Annotated in this window: 14 protein-coding genes; 4 read left to right on the forward strand and 10 right to left on the reverse strand. The window is 65.9% G+C overall.

Going from position 1 to position 18,272, the window contains the following annotated elements; genetic code table 11:
• Positions 1 to 53 precede the first annotated feature (53 nt).
• Together PVE73_RS19300 and PVE73_RS19305 are read right to left on the reverse strand one after the other, a co-directional pair.
• Positions 54 to 1,403, reverse strand: a complete 1,350-nt coding sequence (locus PVE73_RS19300; RefSeq protein ID WP_277363793.1) for an extracellular solute-binding protein — start codon at positions 1,401 to 1,403, stop codon at positions 54 to 56.
• Positions 1,404 to 1,693: 290 nt separating this feature from the next.
• The gene (locus PVE73_RS19305; RefSeq protein WP_277363794.1) at positions 1,694 to 2,527 is read right to left on the reverse strand and encodes a helix-turn-helix transcriptional regulator; all 834 of its coding nucleotides are present in this window, start codon (positions 2,525 to 2,527) and stop codon (positions 1,694 to 1,696) included.
• A 101-nt stretch (positions 2,528 to 2,628) separates the two neighbouring features.
• Between PVE73_RS19305 and PVE73_RS19310 the strand changes: the two genes are divergently transcribed.
• Positions 2,629 to 3,843 carry an MFS transporter gene (locus tag PVE73_RS19310; RefSeq protein ID WP_277363795.1) on the forward strand — a complete coding sequence of 405 codons (1,215 nt, stop codon included), beginning with the start codon at positions 2,629 to 2,631 and terminating at the stop codon, positions 3,841 to 3,843.
• A 10-nt stretch (positions 3,844 to 3,853) separates the two neighbouring features.
• Here the strand turns inward: PVE73_RS19310 and PVE73_RS19315 are convergent, their stop codons facing one another.
• The 5 genes from PVE73_RS19315 to PVE73_RS19335 form a co-directional block, all read right to left on the reverse strand.
• Positions 3,854 to 4,630 (reverse strand): FCD domain-containing protein, encoded by a 777-nt coding sequence (locus PVE73_RS19315; protein ID WP_277363796.1) that lies wholly within the window; start codon positions 4,628 to 4,630, stop codon positions 3,854 to 3,856.
• Entirely contained in the window at positions 4,627 to 5,613 is a 987-nt protein-coding gene (locus PVE73_RS19320; protein WP_277363797.1) for an oligopeptide/dipeptide ABC transporter ATP-binding protein, read from the reverse strand. Before PVE73_RS19320 ends, PVE73_RS19315 begins: the two co-directional genes overlap by 4 nt.
• Positions 5,610 to 7,556, reverse strand: coding sequence for a dipeptide/oligopeptide/nickel ABC transporter permease/ATP-binding protein (locus PVE73_RS19325; protein ID WP_277363798.1), 1,947 nt, complete (start codon positions 7,554 to 7,556; stop codon positions 5,610 to 5,612). The genes PVE73_RS19320 and PVE73_RS19325 overlap by 4 nt, the downstream gene beginning before the upstream one ends.
• On the reverse strand, positions 7,553 to 8,500 hold the full coding sequence (locus PVE73_RS19330; RefSeq protein WP_277363799.1) for an ABC transporter permease: 948 nt from the start codon (positions 8,498 to 8,500) through the stop codon (positions 7,553 to 7,555). The genes PVE73_RS19325 and PVE73_RS19330 overlap by 4 nt, the downstream gene beginning before the upstream one ends.
• 238 nt (positions 8,501 to 8,738) lie before the next feature.
• Positions 8,739 to 10,283, reverse strand: coding sequence for an ABC transporter substrate-binding protein (locus tag PVE73_RS19335; RefSeq protein WP_277367517.1), 1,545 nt, complete (start codon positions 10,281 to 10,283; stop codon positions 8,739 to 8,741).
• 161 nt (positions 10,284 to 10,444) lie between these two features.
• On the opposite strand from PVE73_RS19335, the gene PVE73_RS19340 reads away from it, so the two are divergent.
• Both PVE73_RS19340 and PVE73_RS19345 read left to right on the forward strand, forming a co-directional pair.
• Positions 10,445 to 11,698 (forward strand): Zn-dependent hydrolase, encoded by a 1,254-nt coding sequence (locus PVE73_RS19340; RefSeq protein WP_277363800.1) that lies wholly within the window; start codon positions 10,445 to 10,447, stop codon positions 11,696 to 11,698.
• 95 nt (positions 11,699 to 11,793) lie between these two features.
• A complete protein-coding gene (locus PVE73_RS19345) occupies positions 11,794 to 12,978 on the forward strand; it encodes an osmoprotectant NAGGN system M42 family peptidase (protein ID WP_277363801.1) in 1,185 nt (394 codons plus the stop codon).
• Between the two features lie 3 nt (positions 12,979 to 12,981).
• Here the strand turns inward: PVE73_RS19345 and ngg are convergent, their stop codons facing one another.
• Together ngg and PVE73_RS19355 are read right to left on the reverse strand one after the other, a co-directional pair.
• The gene (gene ngg / locus PVE73_RS19350; protein WP_277363802.1) at positions 12,982 to 14,766 is read right to left on the reverse strand and encodes an N-acetylglutaminylglutamine synthetase; all 1,785 of its coding nucleotides are present in this window, start codon (positions 14,764 to 14,766) and stop codon (positions 12,982 to 12,984) included.
• A 4-nt stretch (positions 14,767 to 14,770) separates the two neighbouring features.
• On the reverse strand, positions 14,771 to 16,546 hold the full coding sequence (locus tag PVE73_RS19355) for an N-acetylglutaminylglutamine amidotransferase (RefSeq protein WP_277363803.1): 1,776 nt from the start codon (positions 16,544 to 16,546) through the stop codon (positions 14,771 to 14,773).
• A gap of 84 nt (positions 16,547 to 16,630) precedes the next feature.
• Here PVE73_RS19355 and PVE73_RS19360 point away from each other — a divergent pair, with 84 nt between their 5' ends.
• Positions 16,631 to 17,143, forward strand: a complete 513-nt coding sequence (locus PVE73_RS19360; RefSeq protein WP_277363804.1) for a MarR family transcriptional regulator — start codon at positions 16,631 to 16,633, stop codon at positions 17,141 to 17,143.
• A 64-nt stretch (positions 17,144 to 17,207) separates the two neighbouring features.
• Here the strand turns inward: PVE73_RS19360 and PVE73_RS19365 are convergent, their stop codons facing one another.
• Entirely contained in the window at positions 17,208 to 18,257 is a 1,050-nt protein-coding gene (locus tag PVE73_RS19365) for a dipeptidase (RefSeq protein ID WP_277367518.1), read from the reverse strand.
• Positions 18,258 to 18,272 lie beyond the last annotated feature (15 nt).

An 18,272-nucleotide genomic window follows, 5' to 3' on the forward strand; every position in this document is an offset into this window, starting at 1 on the left:
AGGCGCCGACGCGCACCGGGCCGCTTTCCACGATATCGCGTGAAGCGCTCATCTCAGCGGATGACGATGGCCTCGCCGAGGCTGTTCCTGAGCTCGGCTTCCACGTCGTTGACGGCCTGTTCCGGCGTCTTCTGGCCGGTCCATGATGCCTCCAGCCCACTCCACATGGTATTCCAGTAGGTGCCGAAATCAGCGTTGTTGGGCATGGCGTTGGCGTGGGGAAGAAGCCGCTCGGTCGCCTCGCGCGCCCAGCGGTCGTCGGCATAGAGATCGATGTTCGCTTCCTGCTTGGCGATACCCAGATGCGCCGACTTGATGGCATGCAGCGCATTGATGCGCGGCTCCGAGGCGATCTTCACCAGGTCGGCGGCAACCGCCGTCTCCTCCTCGCTGTGACCCGAGGTGAGCACATAGACGAGCGGATGCGTCAGCGTGTTGGCCTCGCCGCCTTCGCCAGCCGGAATGAGCGAAAAGGCGATCTTGCCGAAGAAATCGTCCAGGCCTTCCTGGTTGACGTAGCGGGCATAATGCCAGGTGCCGCCGTGCCAGATCCCGGCCTTGCCGTTGGCCACCTCCGCATACCACTGGTCGCCGGGAGTGCCGATGTGGTTCTTGCGCGTCACGCCTGCGTTCACCGCATCGACGAAGAACTGGTAGACCTTCTGCATGGCGGCCTTGTCGAAGACGAGCTTGCCGTCCTCCTCCATCACGCCGCCGAAGCTGGTGTAGAACTGCCAGAAGTCCGGGCCGTTGCTCTGGCGCGGATAGAAGCCGTAGCCTTCGCCCACGACGCCCTGGTCGACCATCTTCTTGGCATCTTCCAGCACGTTGGCGAGCGTGTATTCGCCCGACTGCACCTTGCCGGGCAGCGCGTCGAGGTCGGCATCCGTATAGCCGATCGCCTTCATATGGTCCTTCCAGAAGAAGAAGGGCCGGGATTCGGCATCCTGCGGCAAACCGTACTGTACGCCGCCATAGGAGGCGATCTCCATCAGGTTCGGGTAGATATCGTTGATCGGCCACGCATCGAGATTGACATAGTCCTCGATGGGTACGATCAGGCCGGACTGCGCCCAGGGGGCAATGTCCTCATGGCCGGTGACGAGGATATTCGGCGCGTTGCCGGCCTCTGCCGCCAGCGTGACGGCCTGCTTGAAATCGTCCCAGGTGTTATTGAGCTGCTTCTCGACGGTGATGTTCAGCTCTTCGCCGCGGATCGCCGCCTCGCGCTCCAGGATGTCGGCGGCCATCTCGATGGCGTCGACACGGTAGTTGTCGTTGGGGCCGCTGCCTCCGGCCCACACGCTTATGGTGACATTGTCCTGCGCGGCGGCAAAGCCGACGGTGCCCAACAGCGCCGTCGCGGCCATCGCGGCCTTGATGGTGAAAACGGTCCTGGTCATTTCCGTAATTCCTCCTGAGCTCCCCTCGGGCGGGGCGGTTGCGATGACGGTGCTTTCCGCCGGGTGGAAGTCCTCCCTATTGGCTCCCTCTGACAGCTGGATGACAGATTGCACACCTGTACAAAAATTTCTGCCAGACGCCCGATGTACACGTGTACATTGACATGGTGCTTTGGGGTGGTCAATGATCATCAGAGCGGGCCGGGAGCCCGCGTTTGCCGCGAGCCGAAGCCTCGCGGGCGGCGGCGGCTCAGGACGGCGCGCAGGATCAGAGCGTTGCGGAACGCCGATCATTCACCTGGCGCATTCCCTCTGGGCGGATAAGGCACCGCTGAAGCCAACCGGCTCGGCGGCCTCCCCAGCATGCGCTTGAACATGGTGGTGAAGGCCGCCACGCTTTCGTAGCCCAGGTCAAGGGCAACGCTCGTGACCGCCTCGCCTTCCGTGAGGCGCGGCAAGGCGGCGAAGAGGCAAGCCTGCTGCCGCCATGTGGACAGACTCAATCCCGTTTCCCGCTGGAACACGCGCGTGAAGGTACGCCGGCTCATACCGGAAGCCCTCGCCCAGGCGTCGATCGTCGCCCGTGCCGACGGTTTTTCCAGGAAGGTGCGGCAGAGCGCCGAGAGTCGCGGGTCCGAGGGCAGTGGAAGAGCCAGCGGCCGCTCCGGAAGCTGGGGGATCTCATGCAGGAGCAGGTCGAAGACAAGCGCCGCCCGTGCGTCGCCTTGCTGCGGCGGGGGGAGCTTCACGGCTTCCACGATCAGGCTGCGGGCCAGGTCCGTGACGGCGAAGACGCGGATATCCTCCGGCAGTCCGCCGATCGCGCCGGGCATGACATAGATCGACCGCATTTCCACATCGCCCAGCATCTCGACCGCGTGGTCGAGATTGGCAGGCAGCCACACAGCATGCTCGGGCGGCACCATGAAACGCCCCTCGCCGGTGCTGACCATCACCACGCCGGACAGTGCATACATCAGCTGCGACCGGCTGTGCCGGTGTTCGGGAACATGATGGCCGTCGGGATAGTCGCTGGAAAGGGCCAGCACCGCCCCCTCGCTCTCCTCCAGGTGAGCGATGCGCGCGTGGTGGAGGTCGTGTTCGGCCAGTTTGCCGGTCTGCATCTTATGGCCCACTCGCGAAATTCTTCGACCAAAGCACGAAAGCGGACCTCCGGCAACCGGCGTAGAAGGAGGCGACTCTCATTCAGCCGATGGAGCATGAATTGACCGGCGCGAACGCGATCAAGGGCAGGATTTCGGGCGATAGCACCGCTTATGCGGTCATCCTGGCCGTGAGCTTCTGTCATCTCCTGAACGATACCATGCAGTCGCTCCTGTCAGCGCTTTACCCCATGCTGAAAGACAACTACCGGCTCGACTTCTGGCAGATCGGCCTTCTGACCATGGCCTTCCAGGTCACCGCATCCCTGCTGCAGCCGGCCATCGGCATGTATGCCGACAAGCGCCCGATGCCCAACTGGCTGCCGGCCAGCATGGCATCCACCCTTGTCGGCCTGCTCATCCTAGCCTTCGCCACCCAGTATGCCTTCCTGGTTCTCGGCGCGATGCTGATCGGGCTCGGCTCGGCGATCTTCCATCCCGAATCCTCGCGTGTGGCGCGCCTGGCTTCCGGCGGCCGCTACGGCTTCGCACAATCGCTCTTCCAGGTGGGCGGGAATTTCGGCTCCGCGCTCGGTCCGCTGCTGGCGGCCTTCATCGTCGTGCCGCGGGGACAGACCAGCGTTGCGGCGTTTTCCGTGGCGGCGATGGCGGGCATGTTCGTGCTCTGGCGCGTCGGCCTCTGGTACGCCCGGAACCTCGCCGCGGGCGGCAGGAAGGCAGCCGGCGCCGGCAGCGCGATCCTTCCGCGGCGCACCGTGGTGGTGGCGCTTACGGTCCTCGTGGCGCTCACCCTCTCGAAATACATCTACATGGCGAGCATTACGAGCTACTACACCTTCTATGTGATCGAGACGTTCGGAATGTCGGTGCAGGCTTCGCAGATCCTGCTCTTCGTATTCCTCGGCGCCGTCGCCGCCGGAACGATGCTCGGCGGGCCGCTCGGCGACCGCATAGGCGCGCGGAAAGTGATCTGGTTTTCCATTCTCGGAGTCCTTCCCTTCACGCTCGCGCTGCCCTACGCCAACCTCTATGGGACCGTGGCGCTGACCGCAGTGATCGGCCTTGTGATGGCATCCGCCTTCCCGGCGATCGTCGTCTTCGCCCAGGAACTCGTGCCGGGACGGGTCGGCATGATCGCCGGCATCTTCTTCGGGCTCGCCTTCGGCATGAGCGGCATCGCCGCCGCGGTCCTGGGGCTCGTCGCCGACGCGAAGGGGATCGGCTTCGTCTTCAGCGCCTGCTCCTTCCTGCCGCTCCTTGGGCTCTTGACGGCGCTGCTTCCCGAAACGCGCATGGCGGGACAGGATGCCGCCTGAACGGGCCGCTCTACTTCCCCAGGCGTAAGAAGTCGGCCTTCGTTTCCGCCTCGCAGGCTTCCATATAGCGCCACGCGCTCAGCATGTGCTTGTACATGATGGAGCGGACGCTCTCGGCGTCGCCGGCCTTCAGGGCCTCTATCAGCCGGGTCTGGTAGGAAAGGCCGGTCTCGCGCAGGGCCGGATTGGGGCGGTCGTAGATGCGGCGGCAGACCGTCAGGTTGCGCAGGAGGGTCTGCAGGAAGCCGCACATGAAGCCCAAGAGCGCGTTCGGGCACAGCTCGGCCAGCACCGCGTGGAAATCGAGCTCGGCCATGCGCTGCTGGTATTCCTCGCCCACCGTCTCCGCCGGGTGGTCGTAGACGCGCATGGTCTCTTCCAGCCGCTGATAATCCTCCTCGCCCAGGCGTCCGACGAGGCTTGCCGCAAGCTCCGGCTCGAGCTGGCAGCGCATCGCATAGATGTCGGCGAGGGAGGGCTGGCGGAAGAAGAAGTAGTTGGCGAGCAACTCCATCGCCCGGTTCTCGCCCAAGGCGGAGACGAAGATGCCGCCGCCGGGGCCCGTGCGGGTCGTCACCAGCCCCTGCGCCTCCAGCGAATGCAGGGCCTCGCGCATGGTCCCCTTCGATGCGCGGAAGCGCTCGATCAGCACCTTCTCCTGCGGCAGCCGGTCGCCGGGCTTGAGGTTCTGCTTGACGATCCAGTCCTTGATCTCGTCGCAGATGACGGCCGGGCGCTTCGGCCCGCGCGGCGGCCGGTTCCGGCTCCTCTCGCGCAGCGTGCTCATGCCGAACGCTCCAGCACCGCATCGTCAAGGGGATGGAAGCATGCCTCGCGGCGAACGCCGCCAACCAGCGGCGGCCGCTCCCGCGTGCACGTCTCATCCGCGCGCGGGCAGCGCGGGGCGAAGGCGCAGCCGGGTGGCGGGTTCAGCGGGTCCGGCAGCTCGGCCAGCCCCTCCTCGCCCGCAAGCCCCTTCCTGCCCGGCACGGGGGCCGAAGCGAACAGGAGCCTAGTATAGGGATGACACGGGCGGGCGAACAGTTCCGCCGCTCCCGCCTCTTCGACAATGCGTCCGAAATACATCACCGCCACCCGGTCGGAGACGCTTTCCACAACCGAGAGATCATGGCTGATGAAGACATAGGTGAGGCCGAAGCGCGCCTTGAGATCGTCGAGCAGGTTCAGGACCTGCGCCTGGACGGAGACATCCAACGCCGAGACCGGCTCGTCAAGCACCAGGATCTCCGGCTCGGCGGCAAGCGCGCGCGCGATGCCGATGCGCTGCGCCTGGCCGCCGGAGAACTCGTGCGGATAGCGGGTGAGATGCTCGCTGCGCAGGCTGACCGCATCCATCAGCTCCTCCAGACGCTGCCGCCGCCTCGCGGCGTCAAACCCCAGCAGGTGCTTCATCGGCGCTTCGAGGATGCGCCGGATGGTCTTGCGTGGGTTGAGCGAGGAAACCGGGTCCTGGAATACATACTGGATGCGGCGGGCAAGGCCGCGCGGCGTGCTCTTCGCCAGCGCCGTCACGTCCTCGCCCTTCATGCGGATGGTGCCCGCGGTCGGCGCGTCGAGGCCCACCAGCATGCGCGCCAGCGTGGATTTCCCGCAGCCCGACTCGCCCACGATGCCCAGCGTCTCGCCCTGGCGAAGGGCGAGGTCGACGCCCTGCACCGCATGCACCTGTGGCTTCCGACCACCGAAGAACCTACGGCCGCCGCCGAAGACGCGGGTCAGGCCTTCCGTCTCGAGAACAGTCCCGCTCATTGCGCGGCCTCCGGTGCCGCCGCCCGCAACGGCTTGATGCAGCGCACCGCGCGGCCCGGCGCCAATTCGTCGAGTTCGATATCCCCCGCCCGGCAGGCGGCCTCGGCGTAGGAGCATCGCTCGGCGAAGGCGCAGCCCTCGGGCAGCCGGTTGACCGCGGGCGGCAGGCCGGAGATCGCATCGAGCCGCCGCTCCGGCTCGCCCAGCACGGGCACGCAGTCGATGAGCTTGCGCGTATAGGGGTGCGCGGGCGCCGACAGAACCTCGTCGGTCGGCCCCGTCTCGACGATCCGGCCGGCATACATGACGGCCACGCGGTCGCAGATTTCCGACACCACGCCGAAATCGTGGGTGATGAACAGCAGTGCCGCGCCCTTGTCCTCCTGCAGCGCTTCCAGAAGCTTGAGGATCTGCGCCTGCACGGTCACGTCGAGCGCGGTGGTCGGCTCGTCGGCGATCAGTATCTCCGCGTCATTAGCCAGCGCCATGGCGATCGAGACGCGCTGGCGCATGCCGCCGGAGAGCTCATGCGGATAGGCGCTCGCCCGCTCGGCCGCGTTGGGAATGCGCACCAGCGTCAGAAGCTCCACCGCCCGCTCCCATGCCTGCTTGCGGGAAAGCGGCTGATGGGCGCGTACGGCCTCGGCGATCTGGTCGCCGACGGTGAAAAGCGGATGGAGCGTCGAAAGCGGGTCCTGGAAGACATAGGCGAAAGCGCCGCCGCGCAAGCCACGCAACTCCGCTTCGGAGGCCTCCAGCAGGTCACGGCCCTGATAGACCACCCGCCCGCCCGAAATGCGTCCCGGCGGCGTCGGCACGAGACCGAGGAGCGACATGGCGGTGACCGACTTGCCGGAGCCCGATTCGCCCACCAGTCCCAGGCACTCGCGTTTCCTCAGTTCGAAACTCACTCCGCCCACCGCTCTGTGGACGTCGCCGCCGACGCGGAACTCCGTCCTGAGGTCGCGCACGTCGAGTGCTGCGTTCGAGGGTTCGTCGGGCATTGGCGGAACGGCATCGCGCTCCACCGCCGTCGCTGCGGCCGGCCGGCTCAGCGCGCCGGATTTGAGCCGCGGATCGAGCACGTCGCGGATGCCGTCGCCGACGAGATTGATGCTCATGACGAGCACGAAGATCATCAGGCCGGGCACGATGGAGACATGCGGTGCGTTGAACAGCAGCTTGCGGCCCTCGCCCAGCATGGAGCCGAGATCGGCCTGCGGCGGCTGCGCCCCGAGGCCCAGGAAGGAGAGGCCCGCCGTCTCCAGGATCATCCAGCCCACCGTCGTCGACATGGTGATGACGATAACAGGCAGCACATTGGGCAATACCTCGGTGAGCAGGATGCGCGCATGCCCCTTGCCCGAAAGGCGTGCCGCGTCCACGAACTCGCGGCGGGAGAGCGAGAGCGTCACGCCGCGGATGTTGCGCGCGAAGAAGGGGATGTTGACGACCGCGATCGCATAGAGTGCGTTCATCAGGCCCGGCCCCAGCACGGCGACGATGGCGAGCGCCAGAAGGATGTAAGGGAACGCCATCAGCATGTCGATGCCGCGCATCATCAGGTTGTCCGTGCGCCCGCCCGCATAGCCGGCGACGAGACCGATGGCCGAGCCGGCCAAGGCCGCCACGAGGGTTGCAGAAAGCCCGACGGCGATGGAAATCCGAGTGCCCCACATGAGCCGCGAAAGAAGATCGCGCCCGAGCTGGTCGGTGCCCAGAAGATGGCCCTGTTCGAGGGGGCGCAGCAGGCGGTTGGCCGGGTCCGTGATGTCGGGCGGCGGCAGGGGCAGCCACGGCGCCAGAAGCGCCGCCAGAACCGTCAGCGTCAGGAGCGCCAGGCCGAATGCCGCCAGCCGGTTGGCCAAAAACAGCGTCATGAAGCCGGGGCGCCCGACGCCCTTCGCGGCCTTTTCCGGCCGTGCCGTCTGCGCTTCCGTCATGTCTTCAGCCTCGGATCGAGCGCGTGCTGGGCCATGTCGGCGATGAGGTTGAAGAGCACGTAGCTCGCCGCCACGACGAGCACGCCGCCCTGCACGAGAAGCAGGTCGCGGGTGGAGATCGCCTGCACCAGCATTCGTCCGATGCCCGGCCACTGGAACACGGTCTCGATATAAACCGCGCCGCCCAGCACGAAGCCCGCCTGGATGCCGATCACCGGAATGACGCTGACGAGCGCCGCCTTGAAGGCGTGGCGGTAGATCACCCGGCGCTCCGACAGGCCCTTGGCGCGGGCGGTGCGGATATAGTCCTGGCGCAGCACCTCCAGCATCGCCGCGCGGGTGAGCCGCGCGATCACGCCCGTCGCCACGACCGCAAGCGTGATCGCCGGCAGGGCCAGATGCGTGAGCAGGTCGAGCGGCCCTCCGCCGCCATAGACCGCATACATGCCGGACGGCGGCAGCCAGCGCAGGTTCACCGCGAAGACGAGGATCAAGAGCAGGCCGAGCCAGAAGGACGGCATGGAGATGCCGATCAGCACGAAGAGAGTGACGATGCGGTCGGTCCATCCGAACTGGCGCACGGCGGAGACGATGCCGGCAAGGAGGCCGAGAACCGTGCACAGGATGAGCGACGCCCCCGCCAGGACAAGCGTGGCGTTGAAGCGCTCCAGCACCTCGTCGATCACCGGCCGGTTGAGCGAATAGGAGCGGCCGAAGTCCCCCTGCAACAGGTTGCCGAGCCAGATGAAATACTGCTCCGGCAGCGAGCGGTCGAGCCCGAGCTGTTCGTTGATGCGCGCGACATTCTCGGGCGTCGCATAGGCGCCGAGAATGGCCGTCGCCGGGTCTCCCGGGATCATCGCCATGATCAGGAAGACAATGACCGTCAGCCCGAAAAGCACGGGCACCGCCATGACGAGGCGCTTGAGGAAATAAGCGAGCATCAGAAGGCCCCCGCGCGGTCGCGAGCCTTCCCTCTCTCCACGTCCGCCGGATCACCTCCCTCTGGCCTGCCGGCCATCTCCCCCTCAAGGGGGGAGGTCAGCCGTCGCGACCGTTTTCGCCAATCGCCCGCCACCCGGAAAGGGCGCCGGAGCAAGCGGACAGTCCGTCTCCCCTCTTGAGGGGGAGATGGCCGGCAGGCCAGAGGGGGGTACGAAGCGCCGGACATCGCAAACAACGCTACTGCTTCGCCACGTCCTTCAGGAGCAGGAAGAAGGACGGCTGCAGCTTGAAGTTCTGCACCTCGGCCCGCGCCACCGCGTTCTGCTTCCAGTTGGCGATGAAAGCCCACGGGGCATCCTCGTGCACGATCTCCTGCATCTGCCGGTAGAGCGCCGCGCGTTCCTCCGGCTCGGTGGACTGGCGTGCCTGCTCCAGAATCGTGTCCACCTCCGGATTGGAATAATAGCCGGAGTTGAAGCCGCCCTCGTCCGGGAAGGCGTCGGTGCGCAGGGTCAGGTAAGGCAGCGTGTCGGGATCGTTGGTCATCCACGCCATCTCCGCCATGTCGGCTTTGCCCTCAAGCCCGGGATTCACCTGGCCCAGGAAGGTGTTCCACTCATAGGTCTCGACCTTCACATTCATGCCCACGGCGGCCAGATCGGCCTGGATGGCCGTGCCCATGGCGATCGGATCGAGCATGCCCGAACCGCCCTCCGTGACGTAGAAGACCACCTCCTCGCCGTTGTAGCCGGCCTCCTCGAGCAACTGCTTCGCCTTTTCCGGATCGTAGGGATAGGGTTCCAGCTCCTCGTTGTAGGCCCAGGCGAAAGCGGGCGGCGTCGGGCCGGCGGCGATCTCGGCGGTCCCCTGCAAGACGTTCTCCACCAGCGCCTGCTTGTTGATGGCGTAGTTGACGGCCTGGCGCGCCGCCTTCTGGTCGAAGGGGGCTTCCTTCATGTTGAGGATGAGGAACCAGAGATGCGGCCCTGCCTGCTCATAAACCGTGAAGGCGGGATCGCCGGCGAACTGCGCCACATTGTCCGGCGGGACCTCGACCATCAGGTCGAGCCCGCCCGAAAGCATCTCGGCCACGCGCGTGTTGGCGTCGGTGATCGGGCGGAAGACGACCGCCTCCAGCGGCGGAGCGCCGTCCCAATAATCCTCGTTTCGCTCCACCACCACGCGCGAATTGCTTTCCCATTCGGCGAATTTGAATGGGCCGGTGCCGGACGGGTGGCGGCCGAAATCCTTGCCATGTTGCTCCACCGCCGCCGGCGACACGATCAGCCCGGTGGGATAAGCGAGGTTGGAAAGGAAGGGCGCATAAGGCTCCTTCAGCCTGAACTCGACCGTCAGTTCGTCCTTGGCGGTCACTTCGTCGATCGAAGAGAAGAAGAAAGAGAGCGGGAACGGACCCGTATCGTGATACGGATGGTTCTCGTCCAGCATACGGTCGAAGTTGAACTTCACCGCCTCCGCGTTCAGGGGCGAGCCGTCATGGAATGTCACGCCCTCGCGCAGCCTGAAGGTATAGGTCTTGCCGTCCTCGGAGATGTCCCAGCTTTCCGCCAGCGCCGGCTCCACCTCGAGCGTGCCGTCGCTGTAGCGGACGAGCCCGTCATAGACATTCATCAGGATGCGGAAGTCGTTGACGGCCGTCACGGCGTGGGGGTCGAGCGACTTGGGCTCGGCGATCTGGCCGACGATCAGCACGTTGGGCGGCGTCTGCGCCTCTGCCGGCTTTAGGCCGATCGCAGCGAGGCCCGCCATGGCCAGCCCCATGAGCGCGCCTTTCAGCACGCGCGTAATCCCTGTCATGGCAACCTCCACATCTTCACCTGAAACTTCGATTGACGAAGGCGATGGTAATTTATCATGATAAATGCGCAACCCCTGAATTGGCCGCTATCCGTCCGAATCTCAGCCATGGCGAAATCCTGACCGTGATCAGCACCGTCCCAAGACCGATGCGTATCGACCTCGAGCGCCTGAGGCGCGATCTCGAAGCCCTTTCCCGGATCGGCCGCGATCCCGAGACCGGCGGCATCAACCGCGTCAGCTTCTCCGATGCGGACATGGAGGGGCGGCGCTTCGTGCGCGGGCTGATGGAGCAAGCCGGCCTCGACGTCTCCATGGACGGAGCCGGCAACCTTTCCGGCCGCTGGAACACGGGCCAAGGCCCGGTCGTCATGCTCGGCTCGCATCTCGACAGCGTGCCCGATGGCGGCATGTTCGACGGCGCGCTGGGCGTGATGGCGGCGCTGGAATGCGTGCGCAGCATGAAGGAGGCGGGGTTCAGGCCCGTGCTGCCGCTGGAGGTGATCGCCACCAGCGAGGAAGAAGGCCGCTTCGGCGGCATGTTCGGCGCCCAGGCGCTCGCGGGCCAGGTCACGCGCGAATGGCTGGAGATGGCGCGCGACGACGCGGGCACCCGCCTTGCCGACGCGATGCGGTCGCAGGGGCTCGACCCTCGCGAGGCCCTGAAGGCAAAGCGGCCGGCAGGCTCCATCGCCGCTTTTCTGGAATTGCACGTCGAACAGGGCCCGGTGCTGGAGAAGGCGGGGAAGAGAGCCGGCATCGTCACCGGCGTTTCCGGCGTCTTCAACTGGACGGTCCGGCTCGAAGGGGAAGCGAACCACTCGGGCACCACGCCCATGGAGATGCGCCGCGACGCCTTTGCGGGCCTCGCCGATTTCGCCCACGGCATTCCCCGCCTGATCGAGGAGCACGGCAGCCCGTCAAGCCGGGTGACGATCGGCAAGGTCGCCGTCGAGCCAAACTTCCCGCACACGATTCCGGGGGGTGCGGAATTCTCGCTGGTGGCGCGCGACATGGACGAGGAGACGATGCACGGGCTGGCGGCCGGTGCACGGGCGCGGATCGCGGCCGTCGCGAAGAGCCACGACCTTTCCTTCGCCATCGAGGAGATTAGCTGGCTCGCCCCCTCGCCCTGCCATCCCGAGGTCATCGCGGCGTTCCGGCGCGCTGCGGACCGACTCGGCCTCGACGCCCCTCTCCTTCCGAGCGGCGCCGGGCACGATGCACAGACGCTCGCCACCATCACCCGCGCCGGCCTCGTCTTCGTGCCCTCCATCGCCGGCATCAGCCATGCCCCGGAGGAAAGGACCGAGTGGACAGATATCGAAGCGGGTGCCAACCTGCTGCTCAATGCGGCAACGGAGCTTGCCAGCGCTTGAATGCGCCCTCCTGTGGTCAGCCACGATTTTCAGGTTCGCATGCCGGCTCTGCCGAACTATGTTGCCTCGCGTTGGACGCCGCGCGTCCGCATCCGATGACCACGGGATATGGAAATTTGCAAATCGATCAAGCCTATCTCCTCCGGCAACTGAATGAACTCCTGTCGATCGACAGCCCCACCGGCTATACGGACCAGGTCGTCCGCTATTGCACCCGGGAGCTGGAGCGCCTCGGCATGACGCCGGAGCTCACCCGCCGCGGCGCGATCCGCGCGGTGCGGCAGGGCAGCCGCCGCCAGGCCGCACGCGCCATCGTCACCCATCTCGATACGCTCGGCGCGCAGGTGAAGCTGGTGAAGGAGAACGGCCGGCTGGAGCTGGTCCCCATCGGCCACTGGTCGGCGCGCTTCGCCGAGGGCGCGCGGGTGACGCTTTATACCGAGCATGGCAGCTTCCGCGGCACGATCCTGCCTTTGAAGGCGTCCGGCCACACCTTCAATGAAGGGGTCGACGACCTGCCGGTCGGCTGGAACTACATCGAGCTCCGCATCGATGCCGTCACCCAGTCGAAGGCCGACACGCTGGCGCTCGGGATCGATATCGGCGACTATGTCGCCGTCGACCCGCAACCTGAATTCCTCGACAACGGCTTCATCAACTCACGGCACCTGGACGACAAGGCGGGCGTGGCGATCGCTCTTGCCGCCATCGAGGCGGTCGAGCGGGAAAAGGCCGTCACGCCGGTCGACGTGCACTGGCTCTTCACGATTGCCGAGGAGGTGGGCGTTGGTGCGGCCTCCATCGTCACCCCCGAGATCGCGTCAATGGTGACGATCGACAACGGCACCACCGCGCCCGGCCAGAACTCCTCCGAGTTCGGCGTCACCATCGCCATGGCCGACCAGTCCGGCCCCTTCGACTATCATCTCACGAAGAAGCTCGTCGATCTCTGCCGCGACAACGACCTTCCCTTCCAGAAGGACATCTTCCGCTACTACCGTTCCGATTCAGCCTCCGCGATCGAAGCCGGCCATGACGTCCGCACCGCCCTCGTGGCCTTCGGCATCGATGCCTCGCACGGCTATGAGCGCATCCATGTCCATGCACTCAACTCGGTGGCGCAGCTCATCACGGCCTATGTGACGAGCCCGCTGGAGATCCAGCGCGACGTGAAGGAGGTCGCTTCCGGCCTGAGAGGGTTCACCAAGCAGCCGATGGAGGAGGCCGAACAGCCCGAATTCGACCCGCAGCTCCACGTCGCGAAGCCTCAGCGGGATTGAGCGTCAGCCTCCCTGGAAACGCGATTGCGGGAACAGCAGGTCCATGAAGCGCTGGGCCGTCGGCTGTGGCTCGTGATTGGCGAGCCCGGGGCGCTCATTGGCTTCGATGAACACATAATCGGGCTTCGACGGTGCCTTCACCATGAAGTCGATGCCGGTGACGGGAATGTCGATGGCCTTGGCCGCCCGGCACGCCGCATCGACGAGCCTGGGATGGACGATGTCCGTCACATCGTGGATCGATCCGCCGGTGTGCAGGTTGGCGGTCCTGCGCACCAGCACCTCCTCGCCCTCCGCCGGAACCATCTCCAGCGTGCGACCGGCCGAGGCGAGGCAGCGCAGCGTCTCCCCGTCGATCGGTATGCTGCTTTCGCCATCCGTCGCGGCGGCCCGGCGGCGTGACTGCTGCTCGATCAGCTCTTGCAGGGTTTTGCGGCCGTCGCCGACCACCGAGGGCGGGCGACGCACAGCGGCGGCGACGAGCTTGCCGTCGATCACCACCAGGCGCAGATCCTGCCCTTCGAAGCAAGCCTCGACCAGCACGCGGTTGCTCACCTCCCGCGCCTTCTCGACGGCGCGGGTGACCTCCTTCATCGTCGTCAGGCCCACGGACACCCCGCGCCCCTGCTCTCCGCGCGCAGGCTTCACGACCACGCTCCCATGCCTTTCGAGAAACGCCTCGAGCGCGTCCCCGTCGTCGGCGACCATCTGCTCGGGCACGCTCAGTCCCGCCTTCTCCACAACGCGGCGCGTTACCGCCTTGTCGTCGCAGATCGACATGGCCACGCCGGATGTAAGCTCCGACAGGCTTTCGCGGCAATGAATGGACCGCCCGCCATAGGAAAGGCGGAAGAAACCGCCCGCCGCATCCGTCACCTCGATATGCACGCCGCGCCGCCGCGCCTCGTCCACGATGATGCGCGCATAGGGATTGAGCTCGTCGTAATGCTCGATCGGGGCGGCGAACAGCTTCTCGTTGATCGGATTTTTGCGCTTGACAGCAAAGATCGGCACGCGCTGGAACCCGAGCTTCTCGTAGAGGTGGATCGCCTGCTCGTTGTCGTGCATAACCGACAGGTCGAGATAGGCTGCGCCGCGTGCCTGGAAATATTCGGCAAGCCGGCGCACCAGCGTTTCGCCGATGCCCGGATGACGCGACTGCGGATCGACAGCCAGGCACCACAACGAAGACCCGCGCTCCGGATCGTTGAACAGCCTCTCGTGATCGACGCCGGTCACCGTGCCGATGATGTCTCCCGTCGCATCCTCCTCGGCCACGAGATAGGTGATCGATCGGCTGTCACGCTTGCGCCAGAAGAAGTCCGGCGAGACCGGCACCATTCCGCGCGCGGCGTAGATGGCGTTCACCGCCTGCGCATCAGCCTCCGTGGCAAGCCGCCGGATGAAAAAGCCCTTGGGCTGGCGCCTGCTCGCCCGGTAGGTGGACAGGTCCAGCCGATAGGTATGGGAGGGATCGAGGAAGGTCTCGCCAGGCGCGAGCCCGAGGAGCACATGGGGGTCCCGCACATAAAAGGCGATGTCGCGCCGGTTGTCCCCTTCCTCGCGGAGGGCTTCGATGATCTCCTCGTTGCTCGGATAGGTCTGCGCGAAGATCAGCCGCCCCCAGCCGCAATCGAGCGCCACCGATCTCAGCATCGGTTCCGCACCGTCGGCCGTCTTTTCGATCGGTGCCTTGGACTGGGCGCGCAGCCGCCTGAGGCGGTGATCGAGCGCCTTGTCGCCGCGGCCGGCGCTCGCCTTCCGGCCCGTTCCGAGAGCTTTCGTCATCTCGCTAGATCCCATGGGTCTGCAGCCACAATTCCAGAAGTCCGACCTGCCATAGTTCGGAGCCGCGCAGCGGCGTGATATGCTCGGCGGGAGCGGCGAGCAGCCGATCCAGATAGTCTTCGCGGAAGAGTCCGCGCTCACGCGCCGCCTGCGAGCCCAGCGCGTCGCGCACCATCTCCAGATAGGGGCCGGCGACATATTTGAGCTGCGGCACCGGGAAATACCCCTTCGGGCGGTCGATCACCTCATGCGGCACCACCAGGCGCGCCACGTCCTTGAGCACGCCCTTGCCGCCGTCCTTCAGCTTCTCTTCGGGCGGAATGCGCGCGGCAAGCTCCACCAGCTCATGATCGAGGAAGGGCACCCGGGCCTCCAGACCGCAGGACATCGTCATGTTGTCGACCCGCTTCACCGGATCGTCCACCAGCATCACATTGGCGTCTAGCCTCAGCGCCCGGTCCACCGGCGTGTCGGCGCCCGGCCGCATCAGCTCGGCGGCGACGAGCTCGCGGCTGTAATCCTTCTCGCCGATCCAATCCGGCCCGAGCTGGTGCTTCAACGTCTCGTGCGAGCGGTCGAAGAAGACTTTCGCGTAATCCGCCACGACATCGTTGGAATGGGCGAGCGGCGGATACCAGTGATAGCCGCCGAACACCTCGTCGGCGCCCTGCCCCGACTGCACCACCTTGATGTGCTTGGAGACCTCCTGCGACAAAAGATAGAAACCTACATTGTCGTAGGAGACCATCGGCTCCGACATGGCCGCGAAGGTGCCCGGCAGCGCATCCATCAGACGGTCGGAAGGCACGAAGATCTTGTGGTGATCGGTGCCGAACTTCTTCGCGATGAGATCGGAGTAGACAAACTCGTCCCCTTTCTCGCCATTGGCTTCCTCGAAGCCGACGGAGAAGCTCATCAGGCCCGTCTGCCCTTCCTCGGCCAGGAGCCCGACAATCAGGCTGGAATCGACGCCGCCCGAAAGCAGCACGCCGACGGGCACGTCCGCCACCATGCGCCGCTTGACGGCCAGCCGGAGGGCATCATGGACGCGGTCGCGCCATTCCTCACTCGAAACGCCGGCATCGGCCGGGTTGCGGCTATAGGGCGGGTCCCAGTAGCGCTTTTCCGTCGAGCGGCCATCCGCCTCGATGATACGGATGGTTGCCGGCCGCAGCTTGCGCACGCCGTTGATGATGGTGCGCGGCGGCGGAACCACGGCGTGAAAGGTCATGTAGTGGTGCAGGGCGGCCGGGTCGATCGAGGTGTCGATATCCCCCGCCTTGAGGAGCGCCGGCAGCGAGGACGCAAAGCGGAGCACGCGGTTCTTCTCCGCAATGTAGAGCGGCTTGATGCCGAAACGGTCGCGTGCCATCACCACTCGGCCGGTGTCGCGCTCCTGGATGACGAAGGCGAACATCCCGTGGAAGCGTTCCACGCACGCCTCACCCCAGGCATGCCATGCCTTGAGGATCACCTCCGTGTCGCCGTGGGAGAAGAAGCTGTAACCCTTCGCCTCCAGCTCCGCGCGCAGCTCCGGATAGTTGTAGATGCAGCCGTTGAAGGCGATGGTGAGCCCAAGGGCGGAATCCACCATGGGCTGCTGCGCTTTTTCCGAGAGATCAATGATCCTGAGCCGCCGGTGGCCGAAGCCCGCATTGCCGTGGGAGACGATCCCCTCCCCGTCCGGACCTCTCGGCGAGAGGGCATCCATCATCCTTGAAATCGCCGACGCGGACGGCGCGCCGCCGTCGAATCTCACTTCGCCACAAATGCCGCACATAGGCGGAACATCACCTCCGTTGGTCTTGTTGACTGCCTCGAGTGTCCCATATAATTAGGGTTCAAATGATTTGAAGTCAAATTAATGACAGACACTGCTGGGACATTCTCCGCCGAGGCGGTATCGCCGGATGAAACGCGGCTACTCCTGAAATCGATCCGCAGAATCGTGCGCGCCAACGATTTGCAGTCGCGCGCCCTGGCCCGCTCGATCGGGCTTACCGGACCGCAGCTCGTAATCCTGATGGCCGTGGCCGAACTTGGCGAAGTGACGACCAAAGCGCTTGCGGAACATGCCGATCTGAGCCCGGCCACCGTGGTGACCGTCCTCGACAACTTGGAACAGCGCCGCATCGTGCAGCGCTACAGGTCCGGCACGGACCGGCGCGTCGTCTTCACGCGGCTCACGCTGAAGGGGCAGGAGCTCATCTCGCATGCACCCGGCGTCTTCGGGGCAGCATTTGCCCGCCGCTTCGCCGCCCTTCCGGCGGACCGGCGCAACGTGCTCGTTACAAGCCTCGCAGAGCTGGCCGACCTGATGGCGATGCAGCCGGGCGATATCGTCGCCAGCACTGGAGAGCCCGCCAAAAGCAGATGATCCCCGTCCCCTGCCCGAAGGACTGCAGGATAACGCCTTTTCCCTGGAGTTGCGCTTACCCTCCTCAGCCGATCGACCGCTCCAGAACGCCCAGCCAGTTGCGCCAGGCGATCTTCTCCACCAACTCGCGGCCATATCCATGTTCGGCCAGGGCCTCGATTAACCTGGGCAGGCCAGCGACGTCGCCGATCACCGAAGGGATGACCGCACCGTCGAAATCGGAACCCAGCCCGACCCCGTCCTCCCCCAGGGCCTCCAGGAGCATATCGAGGTGGCGGAGCATGATGTCGAGCCCGGTATCGGAACTCATGCGGCCGTCGGGACGCAGGAAGCCCGCGGCGAAGTTCAGGCCCACCATCCCGCCGCTGTCGCGGATCGCGTCGAGCTGCCAGGCCGTGAGGTTGCGCGCATGCTCGCAGATGGCGTGCACGTTGGAATGCGTCGCGACGAGCGGCGCATCGCTGATGGCGGCAACGTCACGGAAGCCCTGCTCGTTGAGATGGGAGAGGTCGACGAGGATCTTCAGCCGGTTGCAAGCCCTCACCAGCGCCTTCCCGGCATCCGTCAGCCCCGGCCCGATATCCGGGGTGGCGGGGAAGCGGAAGGGCACGCCGTGGCCGAAGGCGTTGGGCCGGCTCCAGACGAGCCCGAGCGAGCGCAGGCCGGCCGCGTGGAGCACGTCAAGCAGGGCGAGATCGGGGTCGATCGCTTCGGCCCCCTCGATATGGAAGACCCCCGCGACGGATCCCCTTTCCATGGCGGCGCGCACTTCCTGCGCGCTGCGGCAGACCATGAGCGCCCCGTCCGATGCCCGCTCCAGCCGGAACAGGATCGAAGCCATCGCCATGGTCGACAAAAGCGCCTCGGTGCGGTCCAGTGTCGGCGATTCGTCGCCCTCGCCGGCGCCCGTGGCCCTTCCCCGCTCCAGCGGAGGCGGGAAGATCGCGAACATTCCGCCGGAAAAGCCGCCCGCCTTCGCGCGCGGAAGATCGATATGGCCGCCCGGCGCACCCTGCAGAAACGACGCCTCCACATCGGAGCGACCCGAAAGATAGAGCCGCAGGAGCGCGTCGTTGTGGCCGTCGAAAACCGGGATCAGATCCGTCATGAGAATGGCTTTTGCTGGTGA

The sequence above is a fragment of the Chelativorans sp. AA-79 genome, assembly GCF_029457495.1.
Lineage (GTDB): Bacteria > Pseudomonadota > Alphaproteobacteria > Rhizobiales > Rhizobiaceae > Chelativorans.